The organism is Haematobacter genomosp. 1 (genome assembly GCF_002196855.1).
Taxonomy (GTDB): Bacteria; Pseudomonadota; Alphaproteobacteria; order Rhodobacterales; family Rhodobacteraceae; genus Haematobacter.
The window spans coordinates 47,597-66,386 of the sequence record NZ_NIPW01000011.1; the positions used below are offsets into that span (position 1 = coordinate 47,597).

The window sequence follows — 18,790 nt, forward strand, 5'->3', positions numbered from 1 at the left end:
AAAGGAGACAGCATGGCGCGCGGCAATTCGGCAATCGGGGCGGACCGGGCGAAATCCCGCAGGGTTGGTTCCCTGCGCGGACTGGTGCCGTTCATCCGGCCCTACCGTGTTCTGGCCATCGCTGCGGTGCTGGCGCTGATCCTGACGGCGGGCGTGTCGCTGATCCTGCCCATGGCCGTCCGGCGGGTGGTCGATGGCTTCGGGTCGGACGCGCTGCTGCTCGACACCTATTTCACCGCTTTTCTCGGCATCGCCGCGCTGCTCGCGGTGGGAACGGGCCTGCGCTACTATCTCGTCACCCGGCTGGGGGAGCGGGTGGTCGCCGATATCCGCAAGGCGGTGTTTGACAGGGTCATCAGCCTCAGCCCCGGTTTCTATGAGCGGGTGATGAGCGGAGAGGTGCTCTCCCGCATCACCACCGACACGACGGTGATCCTGTCGGTGATCGGCTCCTCCATCTCCGTTGCGATGCGCAATGCGATCATCGTGTTGGGCGGCACCCTGCTGATGCTGTTCACATCGGCCAAGCTGACGGGGCTCGTGCTGCTCATCGTGCCGCTGGTGATCGTGCCCATCGTGACGCTGGGGCGCAGGCTCCGGGCGGAATCGCGGACAAGTCAGGACTGGATCGCCGCCTCCGCCGGGAATGCCTCCGAGGCGCTGACCGCCGTGCAGACGGTGCAGGCCTTCGGCCATGAGCCGGAGACGCGCGCCGCCTTCGCCCGCGTGACGGAGAAGGCCTATGCCTCCGCCCAGCGGCGCATTGGCACGCGGGCGGTGATGACGATGATCGTCATCTTCCTTGTCTTTGCCGGCGTGGTAGGGGTTCTCTGGGTCGGGGCGCGCGATGTTCGTGCCGATGCGATGAGCATCGGCGCCCTCGTGCAGTTCGTGATCTACGCCATTCTGGTTGCGGGGGCCGTCGGTTCGCTGTCGGAGACTTGGGGAGAGGTGCAGCGCGCCGCGGGTGCGACCGAGCGCCTGCTGGAACTGCTGGCGACGGAGGACGAGATCACGGATCCCGCCGCGCCCGTTCCCCTGCCGCGCCCCGTCCGGGGAGAGGTCGCCTTCCGCGACGTGTCCTTCCACTATCCCACCCGTTCCCAACGGTCGGCGCTGGAGGATTTCACCCTCACCGTCCGGCCCGGAGAGACGGTGGCCCTCGTCGGTCCGTCCGGGGCGGGCAAGTCGACCGTGCTGCAGCTGCTCCTCCGCTTCCGCGACCCGGATGCAGGCAGCGTGACGCTTGACGGGATCGACCTGCGCGACATGGCGCGGGGCGACTTCCGCGCCGCCCTCTCGCTCGTGCCGCAGGATCCGGTGATCTTCGCGGCGACCGCGCGGGACAATATCCGTTTCGGCAGGCCCGATGCGACGGACGAGGAAGTGGCCGCCGCCGCCCGGGCCGCCGCCGCGCATGACTTCCTCATCGCCCTGCCGGATGGCTATGACACCTGGCTTGGCGAGCGGGGCGTGGTTCTGTCGGGCGGCCAGCGGCAGCGGATCGCCATTGCCCGCGCCATTCTCCGCGACGCACCCGTTCTGCTGCTGGACGAGGCGACCTCCGCCCTCGACGCCGAAAGCGAGCGTGCGGTGCAGCGCGCCGTTGCCCGGCTGTCTGAGGGGCGCACGACCATCGTCGTGGCCCACCGCCTTGCCACCGTCAGAAGCGCCGACCGGATCGTCGTGCTGGACGAGGGGCGGATTGTCGCAGAGGGCACCCATGAGACGCTCGTGGCCGAAGGCGGGCTCTACGCGCGGCTCGCACGTCTCCAGTTCGCCGAAGGACTGCAAGCGGCGGAGTAGGGCTTGCCCTCCGCGCATCCAGCTACAGATTGTCGGGAGAACGGCACCGCCGAACGGTGCCGGAAACCGGAGGAAAACCATGGGTGTATGGGATTTCGTCAAGGATGCTGGCAAGTCGCTTTTCGGCGGCGGCAAGGCGGAGGCGGCAACCACCGCTCCCGATGCCGAAGCGCTGAAAACCGAGGTCAAAAACCTTGGCCTGAACGACAGCGGCCTCCAGATCCAGACGGTAGGCGATACCGTCAAGGTGACGGGCAAGGCCGCGACACCGGAGGAGAAGGAGAAGGTGATCCTCGCCGTCGGCAACGTCGCGGGCGTGTCGAAGGTCGAGACCGATGATGACGATGGGCTGGAGCCGGTGTTCTACACGGTGAAGAAGGGCGACACGCTCTCGGCCATTTCCAAGGCGACACTCGGTAACGCCAACCGCTACAACGAGATTTTTGAGGCGAACCGCCCGATGCTCAGCCATCCCGACAAGATCTATCCTGGACAGGTGCTGCGTATTCCGCAGTAACCTTGCGTTGCCCCGCTCCGACAGAAGGTGCAGCCTGTCGGGGTGGGGTTAACGTGGCGTAGCCGGGCCGCTCCCGCCCTTGCCTTTCCCCCCGTTCCTTTTGCATCCTGCCAGCCGATAGCGGAGGGGCTGTCAGTCAAGGAGGACCGAACGAATGGGTGCCTATGCCACCATAGCCGACCGCAACGCGCTCGAAGCGGAGATGCCCTGGAGCGCGCGTGATGTGCCCGCGACGATCCATCAGCTTCTGGAGCGCACCGCGGCTCGCTACGGGGACAGCCCCGCGATCGGTTTTCAGCTCTCCTCCGGTCCGCAGGATCCCGCCGAAACCCTGACATGGCGGGAATTCCGCGATGAGGTGAACCGCGCGGCGAACCTGTTCCGCAAGCTCGGCGTGGGTGAAAACGACGTGGTGGCGTTTATCCTGCCGAACGCGCTGGAAACGGGGGTAACGCTCGTCGCCGGAATGGTGGCCGGGATCGTCAGCCCGGTGAACCCTTTGCTCGATGCAGAGCACATGGCGGGTCTTCTGCGGGAGACGAAGGCCAAGGTCGTCGTCACGCTCAAGTCCATCCCGAAGTCCGACATCTCCCAGAAGGTCGCCGAAGCCGTGGCGGCCGCGCCCTCCGTTCAGGCGGTGGTGGAGGTGGATCTGCTGCGCTACCTGCCAGCGCCGAAACGCTGGATCGCGCCTTTCCTGCGCCCGAAGGCCGGACGCCGCCATCAGGCGCGCATCGTGGACTTCACCAAGGCGGTCGCACAGGAAAGCGCCACGCTCTCCTTCGCTGATCCGGGGCAGGATCGGGTCGCTGCCTATTTCCACACCGGTGGCACCACCGGCCTGCCGAAAGTGGCCCAGCACCGCTATTCGGGCATGATCTACAACGGCTGGCTGGGCGCCACGCTGCTGTTCAAGAACACCGATGTATTGATGTGTCCGCTGCCGCTGTTTCACGTCTTTGCGGCCTATCCGATCTTCATGTCCACGCTCTCCTCCGGTGCGCAGATCGTCCTGCCGACGCCTGCGGGCTACCGGGGGGAGGGGGTGTTCGACAACCTCTGGAAGCTGATCGAGCGGTGGAAGGGCACGTACCTCGTCATCGTGCCGACGGCGATCTCCGCCCTGATGCAACGGCCCGTGGATGCCAATATCTCCACTCTGCGCGGCTGTTTCTCCGGCTCCGCGCCGCTTCCGCAGGAGCTGTTCAAGCGGTTCGAGGCCGCGACGGGCGTGCAGATCGTGGAGGGATACGGCCTGACGGAATGCACCTGTCTCGTCTCCGTCAATCCGCCGGACGGCGTGAAGAAGATCGGCTCCGTGGGCCTGCCGTTTCCCTATACCGAAGTCCGCATCCTGCACGCTGACGATCACGGCAATATCACGCGCGAATGTGCGACCGAGGAAGTGGGGGAGATCTGTGTCTCCAATCCCGGCGTCTTTGAAGGATCGACCTATACGGAGCCGGGGCGGAACCTTGGTCTTTACGCGGATCGCCGCTACCTGCGGACGGGGGATCTCGGGCGTCTGGACCGGGATGGCTACCTGTGGATCACGGGCCGCAAGAAGGATCTCATCATCCGGGGCGGTCACAACATCGATCCCGCGGAGATAGAGGAGGCTCTTGCCGGCCATCCTGCCGTGGCCTTTGTCGGTGCGATCGGTCAGCCGGATGCCTTCGCGGGCGAGCTCCCCGCCGCCTATGTGGAACTGATCCAGGGGGCGGATGTCACGCAGGCGGAACTGCTGGATTATGCGCGTGCGCATATCCACGAACGCGCCGCCGTGCCCAAGTTCATAGGCATTCTGGACGAACTGCCGAAAACGGCGGTGGGCAAGGTGTTCAAGCCCGATCTCCGCCGCCTTGCCATCACGCGGGTGCTGGACGCGGCCCTTGCCGAGGCCGGGATGTCCGCGCGGGTTGCCGAGGTGGTGGAGGATCGCCGCCGTGGGCTTGTCGCCCGCCTGCACCGGACTGGCGAGGTGCAGGAACCTGCGGTGGCCGAGGTGTTGAGTACCTTCACCGTTCCATGGGAATGGGAGGATCGCCGCCCCCTCCCGGTGCCCACCCCGGTCGCCTGAGGGCGGGCTGATGGAGGGGCCGGGTCGTTCGGAGGGCCGCCGGGCGGCGGGCAGGTGCCCGCCGCGCGAGGGGGGGGTCAGAATTCCCGCTTCAGCACCATCTTGTCCAGCGACAGGTAGCCGCCGCCGAACGCCGCGAAGAGGGCGGTGAGGCAGGCCCAGAAGGTTGAGGTGAACTCCGCCTTCTGCTGGACGCCGGACAGGAAAGAGACGCCCCCGTCAGGAGCGAGCTGCGCCCGCGCCGCGTCGGTGAAATACTGCGCCCCCTCCCCGGTCATGAAGGCCACGCCTTCGGGAGTAAGGAAGCTGGTCCCGTAGGGATTGTTCAGGTGGAAGGACAGGGTGACGAGCAGCAGGATCGTCGCCGCGAGGGCAGCGGGCCGGGTGAACAGCCCGATCACGATGAGAATGCCCCCCAGAAATTCCGTCAGCGAGACGACGAGCGACCAGAACCATCCCGGGCCGAATGGCACGAGCCCGCCCATCATTCCCGCCATGGCAAACGGCGCCTGTATCTTCGGCCAGCCCGACATGACGAGCATGGCGCCGGTGATGATGCGGATCAGCACCCAGACGCCCGGTTGGGCGATGTAATCATAGACCGGCCCCAGGAAGGGCAGCACCAGCCGGTCGCGCGGGTTATCAAGAGGCGTAGGCATGTGTCATGGCCTTTCCCATTGTTGCGGGCAGGTCATCCGGCGGACCCATGGCCGCCCCTGCTCCTGCCGCTATGGTGCAACAGTCTGTTCTTGCGTCAACCTGCCACCTTGCGATTGCGGCACGGGCGTCGCCCGCAGGACACGGGCGACAACCGGCAAGGCCCCTCTCTGCCGGGCGCGCCGCCGCACGTCAGAGCGGGGCGGGCGCAGTCCTCTGCCTGGCCATGGCATCCTGATCGCCCGACCGGCATCCTCGCTGTGGCTCCTCATCCTGCGCATCTCGACCACTCATGGAGGGGTGGCGGCCTGTCGCACGACGCGGGCCCATTACGGCGCGGCAGGGACAGTTTGGAGCGTCCGCGCGGAGGGAGCGACTAACAGGCTGCTGAAAAGCCTTTGGGTCTGCGGGAGCGGGGATCGTTCGCGATTTGGCGAAGTCCACCCGGAAATCTGCACAATTCGGATCATTTCGGGCTGTTTCCCGATGTGCACAGCGAGGACACGAGGGTTCGGAGTTTTTTCAGCAGCCTGCTGACCGCGAATGGATGGCCTTTTCCGTTTCCGGTCGGGCGCGGCATTCCCGCCGGACGCGCAAAGCGCGGGCGACGTTCCCCCGCCCTCTTCGCCATGAGTGTTCGCGGGTGTCCCCGTTATCGCGAAAAGCGTCGGTCTCCCGCCAGTCCGCAATCGGGCGGTGGTGCTTGAGCGGCCACTGCGTGCCACAGCCTCCCCCGCAGATGAAGCGCCACAGCGGGTCCGGCTCGCTTCCACCCTCCCTCAATGCGACCGGCGAGACGGATGCGGTGCAACGCGCGGTGCCTTAGCGGAATGTCAGCATCCATAGGGCAGGGTGACGGCATCCGAAAAGTCAGCTTTCAGGAGAAGCCATGACCCAGAACCTTTTTGCCAGCCAGGCCCCCGGCCTCACCGCGCCTCTGCTGCATATTTTCGACATCCTGCCGGGGGAGCCGCTGGCCTACGTCACCCGCGCGATCCTTCTGGCGGAGGAGGGAACCGTCACGCTCACCACCCTTGGCGGAGAGACGGTGACGACGCTGCCGCTCGCGCCCGGCGTCTGGCATCCGGTGATGGCGACAGCGGTAGGCGCCGCCAGCGTGCGGATACAGGGCGGATGCTGAGCCTGCGCTACTGGGCGGGGGGGAGTGCCGCGATTGCGCTGTTGCTCGCGGGCATGTGGGCGGGGGACCGGCTGGCGACGGCGGCGGCTCTCCGGGCGCGTGCGGCAGCGGCGGAACAGGCGGCCTTGCGGTCCGCCGCCCTGCGCCATGCGGAGATGGAACGACTGCGGGCGGAAGCGGGGCTGGACCTGGCCTTGGGGAAGGTGGTGGATGATGCGCGCGATATGGATGACGGTGCTGTCGTGTTCGACGCTGGCCGCATGCGGCAGCTCTTTCCCGCGCAATGAGCCGGTACCGCCCTCGCTCCTGCAGCCCTGTCCCGAACTCACTGCGCCCGGCGGCGACATGACGGCCGCCGCCGTGTGGCAGGCATGGAACCGCGACCGATGGGCCGGGGCGGTCTGCCGCTCCCGGCACGCAGGCCTCGTCGCCGTGCTGGAGGGCTAGCAAGGTGCGGAAAAGTTCTCAGGCCATGCGCTGGGGAATCGGCCCGGGAATGTCCCGAAGTATGTGGATTTCCGGCTGGGCTTCGTGAGATTGCGAACGATTTCCGCCCCACTGCGGACCAAAAGTCGGGCACCTTCCCGGGCTTGCAGTGAAAGCCAGAAAATCGGTCCGGTCACGCGCCAAACCCCCGGTTTCCGGGGCGTTCCTCAACACTGGGGGAAGATCTCTGCCCGAGAGCAACCACGGAATGCTTTTCAGCAGCCATTCAGAGACGGCGCATCCAGAACTGGAGCGGCTTCTCGGTCTCCGCTGTTTCTCCGATGTCCTTCCAGCGGAAGCGGGCGATGACACCGGGCAACGGCTCATAGCCTCGTGAACGCCAGAAGCCATCGAGCGGGCGGTAATCCGTGGGTCGCATGGGGTGATCTGCCGGGCGGATCACGGAGCAGAAGGCGCTCCAGACGAAGCCGTGTTCGCGGGCATGGGCCTCCCGCTCATCGAAGAAGCGGTGGCCGATGCCATGCCCGCGCCAGTCCGGCAGCAGAACCGATTCCGCACAGTAGAAGATCTGGTCGTGGGGCTCCGGCCGCCCGGCAAAGGCGGCGGCGAAATCGTCGGCGTGATCGGTCATCGGCGTGCCGGTGGCCGCGCCGACGATCCGCGCGCCGTCGAGCGCGCCCACCACCACCGCGCGCGGGCTGTTGCGATAGGCTTCCAGATAGCGCCGCTCGTAGGCAAGATCGCCGTCGTAAAGATAAGGCCAGTCCCGGAACACCGCGATGCGCAGCCGCGCCACATCGTCAAGCGCGCCCTCCAGCGCGCTGCCGGTGAGGCGCTCCACCCTCATGCCGAGACCTGACGGATCCAGTCTGCGAGATTGTAGAAGGTGGTCACCCGGGTGATCTTGCCGTCCTGCAGCGAAAAGAACGCGCCCGCGGGCAGGACATAGGTCTGGCCATGCGCGGGGGGCAGGTCGCCGTCGGTCTTGAGGTAAGTGCCGTTCACCACGAATTCCGCCGCACCCCGCGTGCCATCGGGAGTGGCGAACAGGACGATGTCGGTCAGGTTCTCCTTGTAGCATTCGGCCATGTGCGCGCCGAATTCCGCGAAGAGTTCCTTGCCGGGGCGGGCAGAGCCTTCGTTCACGTTATGCACGAACGCGTCGGACAGCTCGGCGAGCATCCCGTCGAGCGAACCGTTGTTGAAGGCTTCGTAATAGCGGCGCAGCGTGGCGATGGCGTCTGTCATGATTTCCCTTTCACTCAATCGTCGGGCCGAATCGCTCGATCATCCGTTCGCGGATCTGGTCGCGGGTCTGGCGATAGGCATCGAGCTTGGTTTCTCGCGATTCGCCAAGGCCGGTCGGGTCCATGATCGGCCAGTATTCGATGTCGAGATGGTAATAGCGCGTCAGTTCCAGCGCCGTTCTCTGGCTGGCGGGGGAAAGCGCCACGATCATGTCGAAGGTGGACATGTCATCGCCCCAGTCATGCATCTGCTGGAAGTTGCGCACCCGGTGGCGGGCAAGGTCGATGCCGATCTCGGCGCAGACGGCGATGGCGAAACCGTCGATGTCGAGATCGCTGCGCACCCCGGCCGACTGGACATAGTGCCGCCGGCCGTAGAACTTTTTCATCATGGCCTCGGCCATGGGGGAACGGATCGAATTGTGGTCGCAGCAGAAGAGCACGGAGGTCAATGTCGCGCCCGTCACGCTCTCAGCTCCCCCGAAGCACGCAGACCAGCGTGAACAGCCGCCGCGCCGTGTCTATATCGACGACCGCCTTGCTCTCCAGCCTCTCCTGAAGGAGCCGCGCCCCCTCGTTGTGAATGCCGCGGCGGGCCATGTCGATGGCCTCGATCTGGGCGGGGCCGAGGCGGCGGACCGCGTCGTAATAGCTTTCGCAGATCTGGAAGTAGTCCTTCACGACCTGCCGGAAAGGGCCGAAGGACAGGTGAAACTCCGCCAGACGGGCCGCTGCCTCATCCGAGACGTCGAAGACCAGCCGCCCGTCCCGCACGCAGAGCAGGAGCCGGTAAGGCCCGGGCGGTGCGTCGCGGCCATCCCGGGCGGGCAGGGTGAAGCTGTTGTCTTCCAGCAGGTCGAAGATGGCGACGCGCCGTTCCTGCTCCATCTCCGCCGAAGGCGTGGGCAGCCCGGTATCGTCGATCTCGATATGGGAGAGGCGCATCATCTCAGCCTCCATTCAGCCGGTCGAGCCGGGCACGGACGGAGAGGCCATGCGCCTCCAGGCTTTCGGAGCGCGCCAGCCGTTCGGCAGCCGGGCCGATGCGCCCCAGCGCCTCCGGCGTCATCCGGGCAAGGGTGGTGCGCTTCATGAAATCCAGCACCGAGAGGCCGGAGGAGAAGCGCGCCGAACGGGCCGTGGGAAGCACATGGTTCGGCCCGCCCACATAGTCGCCAATGGCCTCCGGCGTCCATGCGCCAAGGAAGATCGCCCCTGCATTGGAGATGTCGGCGGCCAGCGCCTCCGGCTCCGCCACGCAAAGCTCCAGATGTTCCGGGGCGATGCGGTCGGCCAGCCGCGCGGCGGTGGCGAGGTCCGGCACGGTGATGACCGCGCCGTAGTCCCGCCAGCTTGCGCCCGCGATGTCACGCCGCTCCAGCACGGGGATCAGCCGTTCCACCGAAGCGGTCACGGCGCGTGCCAGCGCGGGATCGGGGGTGATGAGGATGGATTGCGCGCTTGCGTCATGCTCCGCCTGGCTGAGCAGGTCGAGCGCGATCCAGTCGGGATCGGCGTCGCCTTCGGCAATCACCAGTATCTCCGAAGGGCCGGCGATCATGTCGATCCCGACCTTGCCGAAGACACGCCGCTTGGCCGCGGCGACATAGGCATTGCCGGGGCCGGTGATCTTGTCCACCGGGCGGATGGTTTCGGTGCCGTAGGCCAGCGCGGCGATGGCCTGCGCACCGCCGATGCGATAGACCGTCTCCACCCCTGCGAGCCGCGCGGCCAGCAGGACGAGCGGGTTCACCTTGCCGCCGGGCGTGGGCGCGCAGATCACCAGACGCTCCACCCCCGCCACCCGCGCCGGGATGGCGTTCATCAGCACCGAGGACGGGTAGGAGGCCAGCCCCCCCGGCACGTAAAGCCCCGCCGCTCCGACCGCCGTCCAGCGCCAGCCGAGCGTCGCGCCCGCCTCATCGGTCCAGCTTTCGTCGCCGGGGAGCTGCCGCGCGTGGTAGTCGCGGATCCGCTGGGCGGCGAGTTCCAGCGCCGCGCGTTCCTCCGCGTCGATCCCGGCGATGGCCGCGTCCGTTTCCCCGGCCGTGAAAGCCAGCGTTTCCGGGGTCAGGTCCAGCCGGTCGAACTTCCGGGTCAGATCGATCACCGCAGCATCGCCCCGCGCCCGGACATCGGCGATGATATCGGCCACCGCTGCATCCACGTCCGGCGCATCCTCCCGCTTGGTGGCGAGGAAGCTCTGGAAGGCGGTGTCGAACGCGGCGTCGGTGCTGTCGAGGAATACGGGCATCAGGGTCTCCTTCCCGCCTTGGTATCCGTTGCCGCCCCCCGCCTCAAGCTCAACCGAAAGAATGGGGGGCGCGGGGGCAGAATGCGGAAAGAACGAGATGGACGCGGGGGCTTTCCTTGGCTGTCAGCCCCCGTTATCATCGCTCCATGTTCACGATCGAGCACGATTTCGATGCGACCGTGGTGACGCTGGTCGATGAAGGCAGCGCCCCCCTGCAGGAGGACGTGGTCTGCAACGGTTTCGACGACCGCGTGACGGTGGAGCAATACGACCCCCGCAAGGATGAGGTCGTCTCCATCACCTTCTCCATGTCCCAGATCCGCGACCTTGCCGCCGCGCTGAACCTGCCCGAAGGGGTTTATCGCCTCCGTCCCATCCGCTGAGCGGCGGGTGGCGGGCACGGGGTTCTGTTCCGGCCCGCAGGCGTCGCCCCTGTTCGCCGGTAGCTGCTGATCTGGTGGTTCCGTACGCTGACAATGCAGCTCCCGGGTTTCGCCGCGTCGCGTTGTGCGAAGCTGCTTCGGCTGGCGGGGCTGGGCGATTTCTGCGGAGGGCTTGCCCCAGCCGCTGCAAAAGGCTTTCAGATCCCTGGGCGTGGAAATCGTCTGCGATCTGATGAAACAGCCGGAAAACCGCATTTCGCGTCATTCCGGGGCCGATTTCCTGTTGTCCCGGGCATAGGCATAGCACCTCAGAGGAGCGGGCTGAGAGAGTGCCCCCGGCTGTGCCGCGCCTGGAGAAACGGTTCATCCCATCGGCCTTTCGGGCGCGCGGGGGCATCGCCTCCTCCCATGGCGAGACAGCGCGTCACGCCCGTCTCCGGCGCAGAGCACGGAGACATCGCTCGGCGCTCGTGTTCCTTTCCGCTGCCGGATCACCGCTGCCGGACATGCCGATCCTCCGGTGGTGCACCCGATCAGAATCGCGGTCTGCAAGGACAACCGTGCCCGCTCCTGGACGGGACGGTCGGTGCTCCTCTGACGCCCCCTGCCTGCACGCGGAGCATTCGCTCGATCGCCGGAATGGATATGGTCCCGGGCAGCGCCCCCTGCCTGCACGCGGAGAGTTCTTCGCCGAGCGGGATGCCGGAGACGCGGCCTCCGCCCCGGTGCGCGTCGCCCGATGCGGGGCGACCTGACGCGCCTGTCCCGATGAACGCGCCCCGATGTGAGTTCCCCGTGCGCGCCTCTCGATGCCCATGCCCGGGTGTGCGCGGATGTCGGTTGTGCGGGGGGTGAGACTTTCCCGGAACCGGCGTCATTGGCACTGGCCCATCCGCCACAGCTTCGCGAGCGCGGCGGGAGGGGTCTTTTCCTCGGCAGGTCAGGCGGCTAGATAACGCGAAGACGACCCGGAGTAACGATGGCTCGGTTCCCGCTTCTGCTTCTTCTTCTGGCGATGGCAACCGGCGCCTGTGCCCCCGCTGCGCGGGACAGGATACCCGTGCCGGTACCGCCCACGCGCACGGAGACCGCGCCCGATGAGCAGGCGGGTGCGCGGCTGGATGCCCGGACGGCGGCGCACAATTTCATTGTCGTGGTGGACCGGATGGAGCCGGTGGTGGAGGCGGAATGCCGCCGCCAGCAACCCCGGCGCGACTGCGATTTCCTCATCGCCGTGGACGACCGTCCGGGCCAGCCCGCCAACGCCTTCCAGACGCTGGACGCAGAGGGGCGTCCGGTGCTGGCCTTCACGCTGGCGCTCATCGCCGATGCACGCAATCAGGATGAGATCGCCTTCATCATGGGCCATGAGGCCGGGCACCACATCCTCGGCCATCTGCCGCGCGCGCAGCAGCAGGCGGCGGCGGGGGCGATGATCCTCGGCACGCTGGCCACGCTCTCCGGCGCGGATGCGGAAGGCATCAAGCAGGCGGAGGGCATGGGCGCGAGCATGGGCGCGCGCACCTATTCCAAGAACTACGAACTTCAGGCAGACGAGCTGGGCACGGTTCTGGCCTATCGTGCGGGGTTCGATCCCGCGCGCGGCGCGCAGTTCTTCCGCCGTATCCCCGATCCGGGCGACCGGTTCCTCGGCTCCCACCCGCCGAATTCGGAACGGCAGCGGGTGGTGATGACCACGTTGCGGAAGCTCCAGACGGGGCAGCTCCGGTAGCGCCTCGGGCGGTGCAGGGGGGGTGAGATGCGTGTCCTGCTTCGCGCAGGCCGGTCTGCCGGGGCCGGCAGTGGCGTCAGCGCGGAGCGGCGAGGATGACGACCGATCCGGCAAGCACGAGAGCCACGCCCGCCAGATCCCAGCTGTCGGGGCGCTGACCCTCCACCAGCCACAGCCACATCAGGCTCGCCGCGACATAGACCCCGCCATAGGCCGCATAGCTCCGCCCGGCGTGATCCGCGGGCGTCAGCGCCAGAAGCCAGCCGAAGGCAAAGAGCGCGGCAATCCCCGGCGCCAGCCACCACGCGGGCGCACCCATCCGCCACCATGCCCAGATCGCGAAGCAGCCCGCGATTTCCGCGATGGCGGCAGTCAGGTAGAGGATCGGCGCAGGCGCGGCAATCACGACGGATCGCGCCAGCGGTTGACGATCGGATAGCGGCGGTCCAGCCAGAAGGCGCGCTTCGTCAGCCGGGTTCCCGGCGCCGACTGGAAACGCTTGTATTCGGAGAGATAGACCAGACGCTCCACCTTGCGCACCGTTTCCGCGTCGAACCCGGCGGCGACGACTTCGGCGACGGAGCAATCCTCGTCCACCAGCATCTCCAGCATCCGGTCCAGCACCGGGTAGGGGGGCAGGCTGTCCTCGTCCTTCTGGTCGTCGCGGAGTTCGGCCGACGGGGGTTTGTCGATGACGCGGGGCGGAATGACGATGCCCGGAGGCCCCATCATCCATCCCCGGTGATGGGCGTTCCGCCAGCGGCAGGTTTCGAAAACGCGGGTCTTGTAGAGGTCTTTCAGCGGATTGTAGCCGCCCGCCATGTCGCCGTAGATCGTGGCGTAGCCCACGGCCACCTCAGACTTGTTGCCCGTGGTCAGCAGCATCTCGCCGAACTTGTTCGACAGCGCCATGAGCAGCAGGCCGCGCATCCGGGACTGGATGTTCTCCTCCGTCAGATCGGGCTTCAGTCCCTCGAACAGTGGGCCGAGCGCCGTGCCCGCCGCTTCCACCGGGCCGGAGATCGGCACCTCGTCCAGACGGCAGCCGAGCGCATGGGCCACGCCCGCCGCATCCTCCAGCGAATGGGCGGAGGTATATCGCGAGGGCAGCATCACGCAGCGCACGTTCGCCGGGCCGATGGCATCGGCGGCGATGGCCGCGACCAGCGCGCTGTCCACCCCGCCAGACAGGCCCAGCAGCACCCGGCTGAAGCCCGACTTGCCAAGGTAGTCGCGCAGCGTCTCCACCATCACGCGGTAGTCGGCCTCCCAGTCGTCGGGAACGGGCACGACCTCTCCCGGCAGGGCGCGCCAGCCGTCCTCGCGCTGCACCAGATCGACATGGGCGATCGCTTCCTCTCCGAAGGGCATCTGCAGCGCGAGCTCCCCGCCCGGATTGAGCACGAAGGAGGCCCCGTCGAAGAACTGGTCGTCCTGCCCGCCCACCATGTTGAGATAGACGAGCGGCCGGCCGGTTTCGGCCACGCGGGAGGCCATGAGGCCGATGCGCGTCGCCTGCTTGCCCCGGTGATAGGGGGAGCCGTTGGGCACCACCATCACCTCCGCCCCCGCGCGGGAAAGGAGGCGCGCGACATCCTCGTGCCAGGCGTCCTCGCAGACCGGGGTGCCGAGGCGCAGCCCGTCCAGCACATAGCCCTCGCCCACATTGCCTTCGGCATAGAGGCGCATCTCGTCGAACACCTCCTCGTTCGGGCGGTGTTTCTTCAGCACATGCGCCATGCGCCCGCCGGAGAGCACGTGCCACGCGTTGTAGAGCCGTCCATCCTCCCGCCAGGGCGCGCCGATGCCGAGCGCGGGACCGTCGGCGCAGTCCCGGGCGAGCTGCTCCAGCACCCGCATCGCATGGTCGGTGAAGGCGGGTTTCAGCACCAGATCCTGCGGCTGGTAACCGATGAGGAACATCTCCGGCAGCACGACAAGGTCCGCCCCCGCCGCCTTGCCCGCCTCCCAGGCGCGGCGAGCCTTCTCCGCATTGGCCTCGATCGCGCCGACCGTAGGGTTGAGCTGGGCGAGCGTCAGTCGGAATGCGGCGGCGGTCATGCGGTGTCCCCGATCGTTGGTCGTGCGCTGATGTTTCCAGTTAGCCGCTTGCGCGCCGGAGGGAAAGCGGGGAGGCGCTTCACCGGCCATTAGCCAACAGGGCGCGGTGGTCTTGTCGCGCGGTGACGGCTCCGCTACGGTCTGCCCGATCCGCCCCAGCCATCGCCAAGGGCAGAAATTCAGCGGACATCACCGGGAGGAACGGGCTTGGCTCCGAGAGGTATCGCAGCAACCGCAGGTGGCATTCTCATCGCGGCGCTGGTGGCGCTTCCCGCCGGATCGCAGCAGGCGGCGCCCCCGTCCGCCCCGCCGCCCGTGCCACCGCAGGGGGAGCAGGCCGCCCCCGCAGGCACGGGGCCGGTCATCACCAAGCAGTATGACGACGGCTCTCTCTATCAGGGCACGTTTCGCGCCGGTCGGCAGCACGGGCAGGGCAGCTACAAGCTGCCGAACGGCTATGAATATACCGGCGACTGGGTGGATGGAGAGATCCGCGGGCAAGGGCGCGCACGCTATCCGAACGGCTCGATCTACGAGGGGGCCTTTGCCGACGGGCGGCCGGAGGGGCAGGGCCGCATGGTTTTCGCCGACGGCAGCACCTATGAGGGCGCCTGGACGGCGGGCGAGATGACCGGGGAGGGTATCCTGCGCCATGCGGATGGCGCGGTCTATTCGGGACATTTCCTGGCCGGGCGGCCCGATGGCCGGGGGAGCATGCAGTCCGCCGACGGTACGCGCTACGACGGAGCGTGGAAGGAGGGCCGGCGGGAGGGCGACGGCCGTATCGACTACGCCGACGGTTCGATCTTCGAAGGGGCCTTCGTCGCGGACCGGCGGCAGGGGCAGGGCCGTCTGACGCTGCCCGACGGCATGGTCTATGACGGCGCGTGGTCGGAGGGGCGGATCGAGGGGCAGGGGCGGCTGCTGCAACCCTCCGGCGATGTGTATGAGGGCGCTTTCGTCAACGGTCAGCGGGAGGGCGAGGGCCGTGTGCTCTACGGCAATGGCGACCGGTACGAGGGCGGCTTCTCCGCCGACCGGCGCAATGGGCACGGCGCCTTCCGGCAGGCCGACGGATACAGCTACGAGGGCGACTGGAAAGACGGCCGGAGAGAGGGGCAGGGCACCGCCCGCTATCCCGACGGTTCCATCTACGAAGGGGCCTTCGTCGCCGACCGCCCGGAAGGGCAGGGGCGCATCACCTATGCTGACGGCTCCATCTACGAAGGCGACTGGGCAGGCGGGGTCATCGCGGGCACCGGCAAGCTCACGCAGGCCAACGGCCTGGTCTATGAAGGCAGCTTTGCCAGCGGCAAGCCGGAGGGCAGGGGCCGCATGACCTATCCCGGTGGGCAGACCTATGAGGGCGACTGGATCGACGGCCAGCCGGAGGGGCAGGGCGCGGCGCGCTATCCCGACGGCTCGGCCTATGAGGGCACCTTCCACGCGGGCAAGCGGGAGGGCACCGGCACATTCACCCGGCCCGACGGCTTCCGCTATGAAGGGGCCTGGGCGGAGGGCGCGATGTCGGGGGAAGGCGTGGCCACCTATCCCTCCGGCGATGTCTATACCGGCAGCTTCCGCGACGGTCGCCGCAACGGACAGGGCGTGTTCCGCTATGCCTCCGGCCGCGAGGTGAGCGGTATGTGGACGGCAGGGGAGCTGAACCTGCCGGAGGCGGTGGCTCCCCCCGCAGAGAGCTCCGAACAGCCCGCGCAATAGGGCGCGAGAGACAGGTCTTGCGGGCCGCTGTCCCTTTGGCGCGACGGCTTTCCGGCAGCGTTACGCCTCGTCGCGGCGGCGCAGCAGCCGCATCCCCGCCAGCGCCCCCATCCCGCCGAGCGCGAGGGCAAGCCCGGCGGGCAGCGGGACGGGGGCAATGGTCAGGCTGTCGAGATCGACATGCCCGCAAGGCGCGTCGCCGCATTCGATGGGTTGTCCATCGACGCTCTGGCCCCAGGGGCCGATGGCCGCGATGCGGAGCCTGTCGATGCCCCGGAAATCCCCTCCAAAGGCAAAGCTGAACGCCCCGCCCGTCAGCCCCGTGGAAAAGCGGGTGTAGGCAACGGACAGACCGTTTCGGAACCCTTCGACCGCGATATTGTCATAGGGCACCGGGCGCATGTCCCACTCCTCCGGCGTCACGACGTAGCTCGCCTGTGGGTAGCCGAAGACGCTCATGCCCAGCGCGTGGAACTGCCTGCCGACGGCGACATCGACGCCGCCAGTCAGCGACGTGCCCGAATCGTCCAGATGGACCGCGCCCGGCAGCGAATACCAGACGACACCGTCGGAATTCGCATCGGCTGAGACGGTTGCCCCGCCCTCCTGCCAGACGAGCGGGGCGGGACCGCCCTGCCATCCCGGAATATCGTCGAAGGTCAGCGTCGTCGCAGCACAGGGCACGGCGAATGAACCGGCGAGAATGACGAGAGCAGCAATACGCATGGGGGCGCCTCCAAATGGCTTTTCGGGGGCGGATGCTGGAAAGATAGCAGAAAACCGCCGCTCTGGAACGGCGCCAACTGGAGAAAACTGCGCGGATGACGCGAAACTTTCGCTTTTCTTTCCCCGCTGGCCGGGTATAGTCCGCCGCATGAACGCGAACCGGCATATCCTTGTTTTCAGCGGCGCAGCCTGCGCCCTGCCGCCTCGCGGGCTCCTTCTCCTTAGCTGCCTCTGAGCGTGCCGTCAGGCGCGACCGCTCAGAGGTATCCGCGCGCCAGACACCCGACAGGCATCGCAAGACAGCAGGAGACATCCCATGACCGCCACCGCTTCCGCCGATCAGGCCCGCGTTCTGATTTTTGACACCACGCTGCGTGACGGGGAGCAATCCCCCGGCGCGACCATGACCCATGAGGAGAAGCTGGAGATCGCGGCGCTGCTCGACGAGATGGGCGTGGACGTGATCGAGGCGGGCTTCCCCATCGCCTCGGAAGGTGATTTCGCCGCAGTGAGCGAGATCGCGAAGAACGCGCGCAATTCGGTGATCTGCGGCCTCGCCCGCGCCAGTTTCACGGATATCGACCGGGCTTGGGAGGCGGTCAAGCATGCGCCCCGCGCCCGGATCCACACGTTCATCGGCACCTCGCCGCTCCACCGCGACATTACGCGGCTGACGCAGGACGAGATGATCGACAAGATCCACGCCACCGTCACCCGCGCCCGCAACCATTGCGAGGATGTGCAGTGGTCGCCCATGGACGCCACCCGGACGGAGCGGGATTACCTCTGCCGCGTGGTGGAGACCGCGATCAAGGCCGGCGCCACGACGATCAACATTCCCGACACCGTGGGCTACACCGCACCGCGCGAGAGCGCAGAACTCATCCGCATGCTGCTGGAGCGTGTTCCGGGCGCGGACAGGGTGATCTTCGCCACCCATTGTCACAACGATCTGGGCATGGCGACGGCGAACTCTCTCGCTGCGGTGGAAGCCGGCGCGCGGCAGATCGAATGCACGATCAACGGGCTGGGCGAGCGCGCGGGCAACACCGCGCTGGAGGAGGTCGTGATGGCGCTCAAGGTGCGCAACGACATCATGCCCTATCGCACCGGCATCGACACGACGAAGATCATGAACCTGTCCCGCGTCGTCGCGCAGGTTTCCGGCTTCCCGGTGCAGTTCAACAAGGCGGTCGTCGGCAAGAACGCCTTCCTGCACGAATCGGGCATCCATCAGGATGGCGTGCTGAAGAACGTCGAGACGTTCGAGATCATGAAGCCCGAGGATATCGGCCTGACCGCGAACAACATCGCGATGGGCAAGCATTCGGGCCGGGCGGCGCTGCGCACCAAGCTGGCGGATCTGGGCTTCCAGACCTCCGACAACCAGTTGAACGACGTGTTCGTGCGCTTCAAGGCGCTGGCCGACCGCAAGAAGGAGATCTTCGACGAGGATCTGGTCGCGCTGGTGACGGAGACGGCGAACGAGGCCGCGGATGAGGCGATCCAGATCCGCCGCCTGCGCATCGTCTGCGGCACGGAGGGGCAATCGGCGGAGCTGACACTGGCCATCCGGGGCGAGGAGAAGTCGGTGGAGGCGACGGGCGACGGCCCGGTCGATGCGGCCTTCAACGCGGTCAAGGCGCTGTTCCCGCATCAGGCGCGGCTGAAGCTCTATCAGGTGAGCGCGATCACCGCGGGCACCGATGCGCAGGCCACCGTGAGCGTCCGGCTGGAGGAGGACGGCAAGATCGTCACCGGGCAGGCGGCGGATACCGATACGATGCTGGCCTCCGCCAAGGCCTATGTGAACGCGCTGAACAACCTGATCGTGCGTCGCCAGAAGACCAAGCCGGAAGAGGAGGTCCGCGCCGTCTCCTGACGGGCCGGACGAGCGGAAAAGGGGCGGTGCCGATCAACCGGCGCCGCCCCGCTTGCATCCTGCGGTGGAAACGGCAAGGGTCCGCCAACGCCGCGGGCGATCACGACGTGCGGAAACGCGCCGGTTGGCCCGAGC

18 protein-coding genes are annotated in these 18,790 nt (G+C 67.4%); 9 read left to right on the forward strand and 9 right to left on the reverse strand.

Annotated features, from left to right (window positions below):
* Window positions 1-12: 12 nt before the first annotated feature.
* From CDV49_RS08430 to CDV49_RS08440, 3 genes are all read left to right on the forward strand, one after another.
* The gene (locus CDV49_RS08430; RefSeq protein ID WP_088215112.1) at window positions 13-1,806 is read left to right on the forward strand and encodes an ABC transporter transmembrane domain-containing protein; all 1,794 of its coding nucleotides are present in this window, start codon (window positions 13-15) and stop codon (window positions 1,804-1,806) included.
* A gap of 79 nt (window positions 1,807-1,885) precedes the next feature.
* The gene (gene lysM, locus CDV49_RS08435) at window positions 1,886-2,323 is read left to right on the forward strand and encodes a peptidoglycan-binding protein LysM (RefSeq protein WP_088215113.1); all 438 of its coding nucleotides are present in this window, start codon (window positions 1,886-1,888) and stop codon (window positions 2,321-2,323) included.
* A gap of 154 nt (window positions 2,324-2,477) precedes the next feature.
* Window positions 2,478-4,403, forward strand: a complete 1,926-nt coding sequence (locus tag CDV49_RS08440) for an acyl-CoA synthetase (RefSeq protein WP_088215114.1) — start codon at window positions 2,478-2,480, stop codon at window positions 4,401-4,403.
* 77 nt (window positions 4,404-4,480) lie between these two features.
* Here the strand turns inward: CDV49_RS08440 and CDV49_RS08445 are convergent, their stop codons facing one another.
* Window positions 4,481-5,062: a DoxX family protein gene (locus CDV49_RS08445; RefSeq protein ID WP_088215115.1), complete on the reverse strand. Its 582-nt coding sequence runs from the start codon at window positions 5,060-5,062 to the stop codon at window positions 4,481-4,483.
* Window positions 5,063-5,949: 887 nt separating this feature from the next.
* On the opposite strand from CDV49_RS08445, the gene CDV49_RS08450 reads away from it, so the two are divergent.
* Window positions 5,950-6,201 carry a spike base protein, RCAP_Rcc01079 family gene (locus tag CDV49_RS08450; RefSeq protein WP_088215116.1) on the forward strand — a complete coding sequence of 84 codons (252 nt, stop codon included), beginning with the start codon at window positions 5,950-5,952 and terminating at the stop codon, window positions 6,199-6,201.
* The gene (locus CDV49_RS08455; protein WP_088215117.1) at window positions 6,195-6,488 is read left to right on the forward strand and encodes a hypothetical protein; all 294 of its coding nucleotides are present in this window, start codon (window positions 6,195-6,197) and stop codon (window positions 6,486-6,488) included. The genes CDV49_RS08450 and CDV49_RS08455 overlap by 7 nt, the downstream gene beginning before the upstream one ends.
* Before the next feature lie 425 nt (window positions 6,489-6,913).
* Here the strand turns inward: CDV49_RS08455 and CDV49_RS08460 are convergent, their stop codons facing one another.
* Genes CDV49_RS08460 through hisD form a run of 5 tightly spaced genes read right to left on the reverse strand, consistent with a single transcriptional unit; the run spans window position 6,914 to window position 10,149 of the window.
* Window positions 6,914-7,495, reverse strand: a complete 582-nt coding sequence (locus tag CDV49_RS08460; protein WP_088215118.1) for a GNAT family N-acetyltransferase — start codon at window positions 7,493-7,495, stop codon at window positions 6,914-6,916.
* On the reverse strand, window positions 7,492-7,896 hold the full coding sequence (locus tag CDV49_RS08465) for a ketosteroid isomerase-related protein (protein ID WP_088215119.1): 405 nt from the start codon (window positions 7,894-7,896) through the stop codon (window positions 7,492-7,494). Before CDV49_RS08465 ends, CDV49_RS08460 begins: the two co-directional genes overlap by 4 nt.
* Window positions 7,897-7,906: 10 nt before the next feature.
* Window positions 7,907-8,362, reverse strand: a complete 456-nt coding sequence (locus tag CDV49_RS08470; protein ID WP_256947281.1) for an arsenate-mycothiol transferase ArsC — start codon at window positions 8,360-8,362, stop codon at window positions 7,907-7,909.
* Between the two features lie 4 nt (window positions 8,363-8,366).
* Window positions 8,367-8,843 carry a UPF0262 family protein gene (locus CDV49_RS08475; RefSeq protein ID WP_088215120.1) on the reverse strand — a complete coding sequence of 159 codons (477 nt, stop codon included), beginning with the start codon at window positions 8,841-8,843 and terminating at the stop codon, window positions 8,367-8,369.
* A gap of 1 nt (window position 8,844) precedes the next feature.
* Entirely contained in the window at window positions 8,845-10,149 is a 1,305-nt protein-coding gene (gene hisD / locus CDV49_RS08480; protein ID WP_088215121.1) for a histidinol dehydrogenase, read from the reverse strand.
* Between the two features lie 146 nt (window positions 10,150-10,295).
* Between hisD and CDV49_RS08485 the strand changes: the two genes are divergently transcribed.
* Together CDV49_RS08485 and CDV49_RS08490 are read left to right on the forward strand one after the other, a co-directional pair.
* Window positions 10,296-10,532 (forward strand): hypothetical protein, encoded by a 237-nt coding sequence (locus CDV49_RS08485; RefSeq protein ID WP_088215240.1) that lies wholly within the window; start codon window positions 10,296-10,298, stop codon window positions 10,530-10,532.
* A 979-nt stretch (window positions 10,533-11,511) separates the two neighbouring features.
* Entirely contained in the window at window positions 11,512-12,264 is a 753-nt protein-coding gene (locus CDV49_RS08490; RefSeq protein WP_088215122.1) for a M48 family metalloprotease, read from the forward strand.
* Between the two features lie 76 nt (window positions 12,265-12,340).
* Here CDV49_RS08490 and CDV49_RS08495 read toward each other — a convergent pair whose 3' ends face one another.
* Together CDV49_RS08495 and CDV49_RS08500 are read right to left on the reverse strand one after the other, a co-directional pair.
* Window positions 12,341-12,670 (reverse strand): YnfA family protein, encoded by a 330-nt coding sequence (locus tag CDV49_RS08495; protein WP_088215123.1) that lies wholly within the window; start codon window positions 12,668-12,670, stop codon window positions 12,341-12,343.
* Window positions 12,667-14,325 (reverse strand): NAD+ synthase, encoded by a 1,659-nt coding sequence (locus tag CDV49_RS08500; RefSeq protein WP_088215124.1) that lies wholly within the window; start codon window positions 14,323-14,325, stop codon window positions 12,667-12,669. Before CDV49_RS08500 ends, CDV49_RS08495 begins: the two co-directional genes overlap by 4 nt.
* Window positions 14,326-14,640: 315 nt before the next feature.
* On the opposite strand from CDV49_RS08500, the gene CDV49_RS08505 reads away from it, so the two are divergent.
* Entirely contained in the window at window positions 14,641-16,047 is a 1,407-nt protein-coding gene (locus tag CDV49_RS08505; RefSeq protein ID WP_444881521.1) for an MORN repeat-containing protein, read from the forward strand.
* Window positions 16,048-16,107: 60 nt separating this feature from the next.
* Here the strand turns inward: CDV49_RS08505 and CDV49_RS08510 are convergent, their stop codons facing one another.
* Window positions 16,108-16,773 carry a VPLPA-CTERM sorting domain-containing protein gene (locus CDV49_RS08510; RefSeq protein ID WP_088215125.1) on the reverse strand — a complete coding sequence of 222 codons (666 nt, stop codon included), beginning with the start codon at window positions 16,771-16,773 and terminating at the stop codon, window positions 16,108-16,110.
* Between the two features lie 316 nt (window positions 16,774-17,089).
* On the opposite strand from CDV49_RS08510, the gene CDV49_RS08515 reads away from it, so the two are divergent.
* The gene (locus CDV49_RS08515) at window positions 17,090-18,655 is read left to right on the forward strand and encodes a 2-isopropylmalate synthase (RefSeq protein ID WP_088215126.1); all 1,566 of its coding nucleotides are present in this window, start codon (window positions 17,090-17,092) and stop codon (window positions 18,653-18,655) included.
* Window positions 18,656-18,790: the final 135 nt, after the last annotated feature.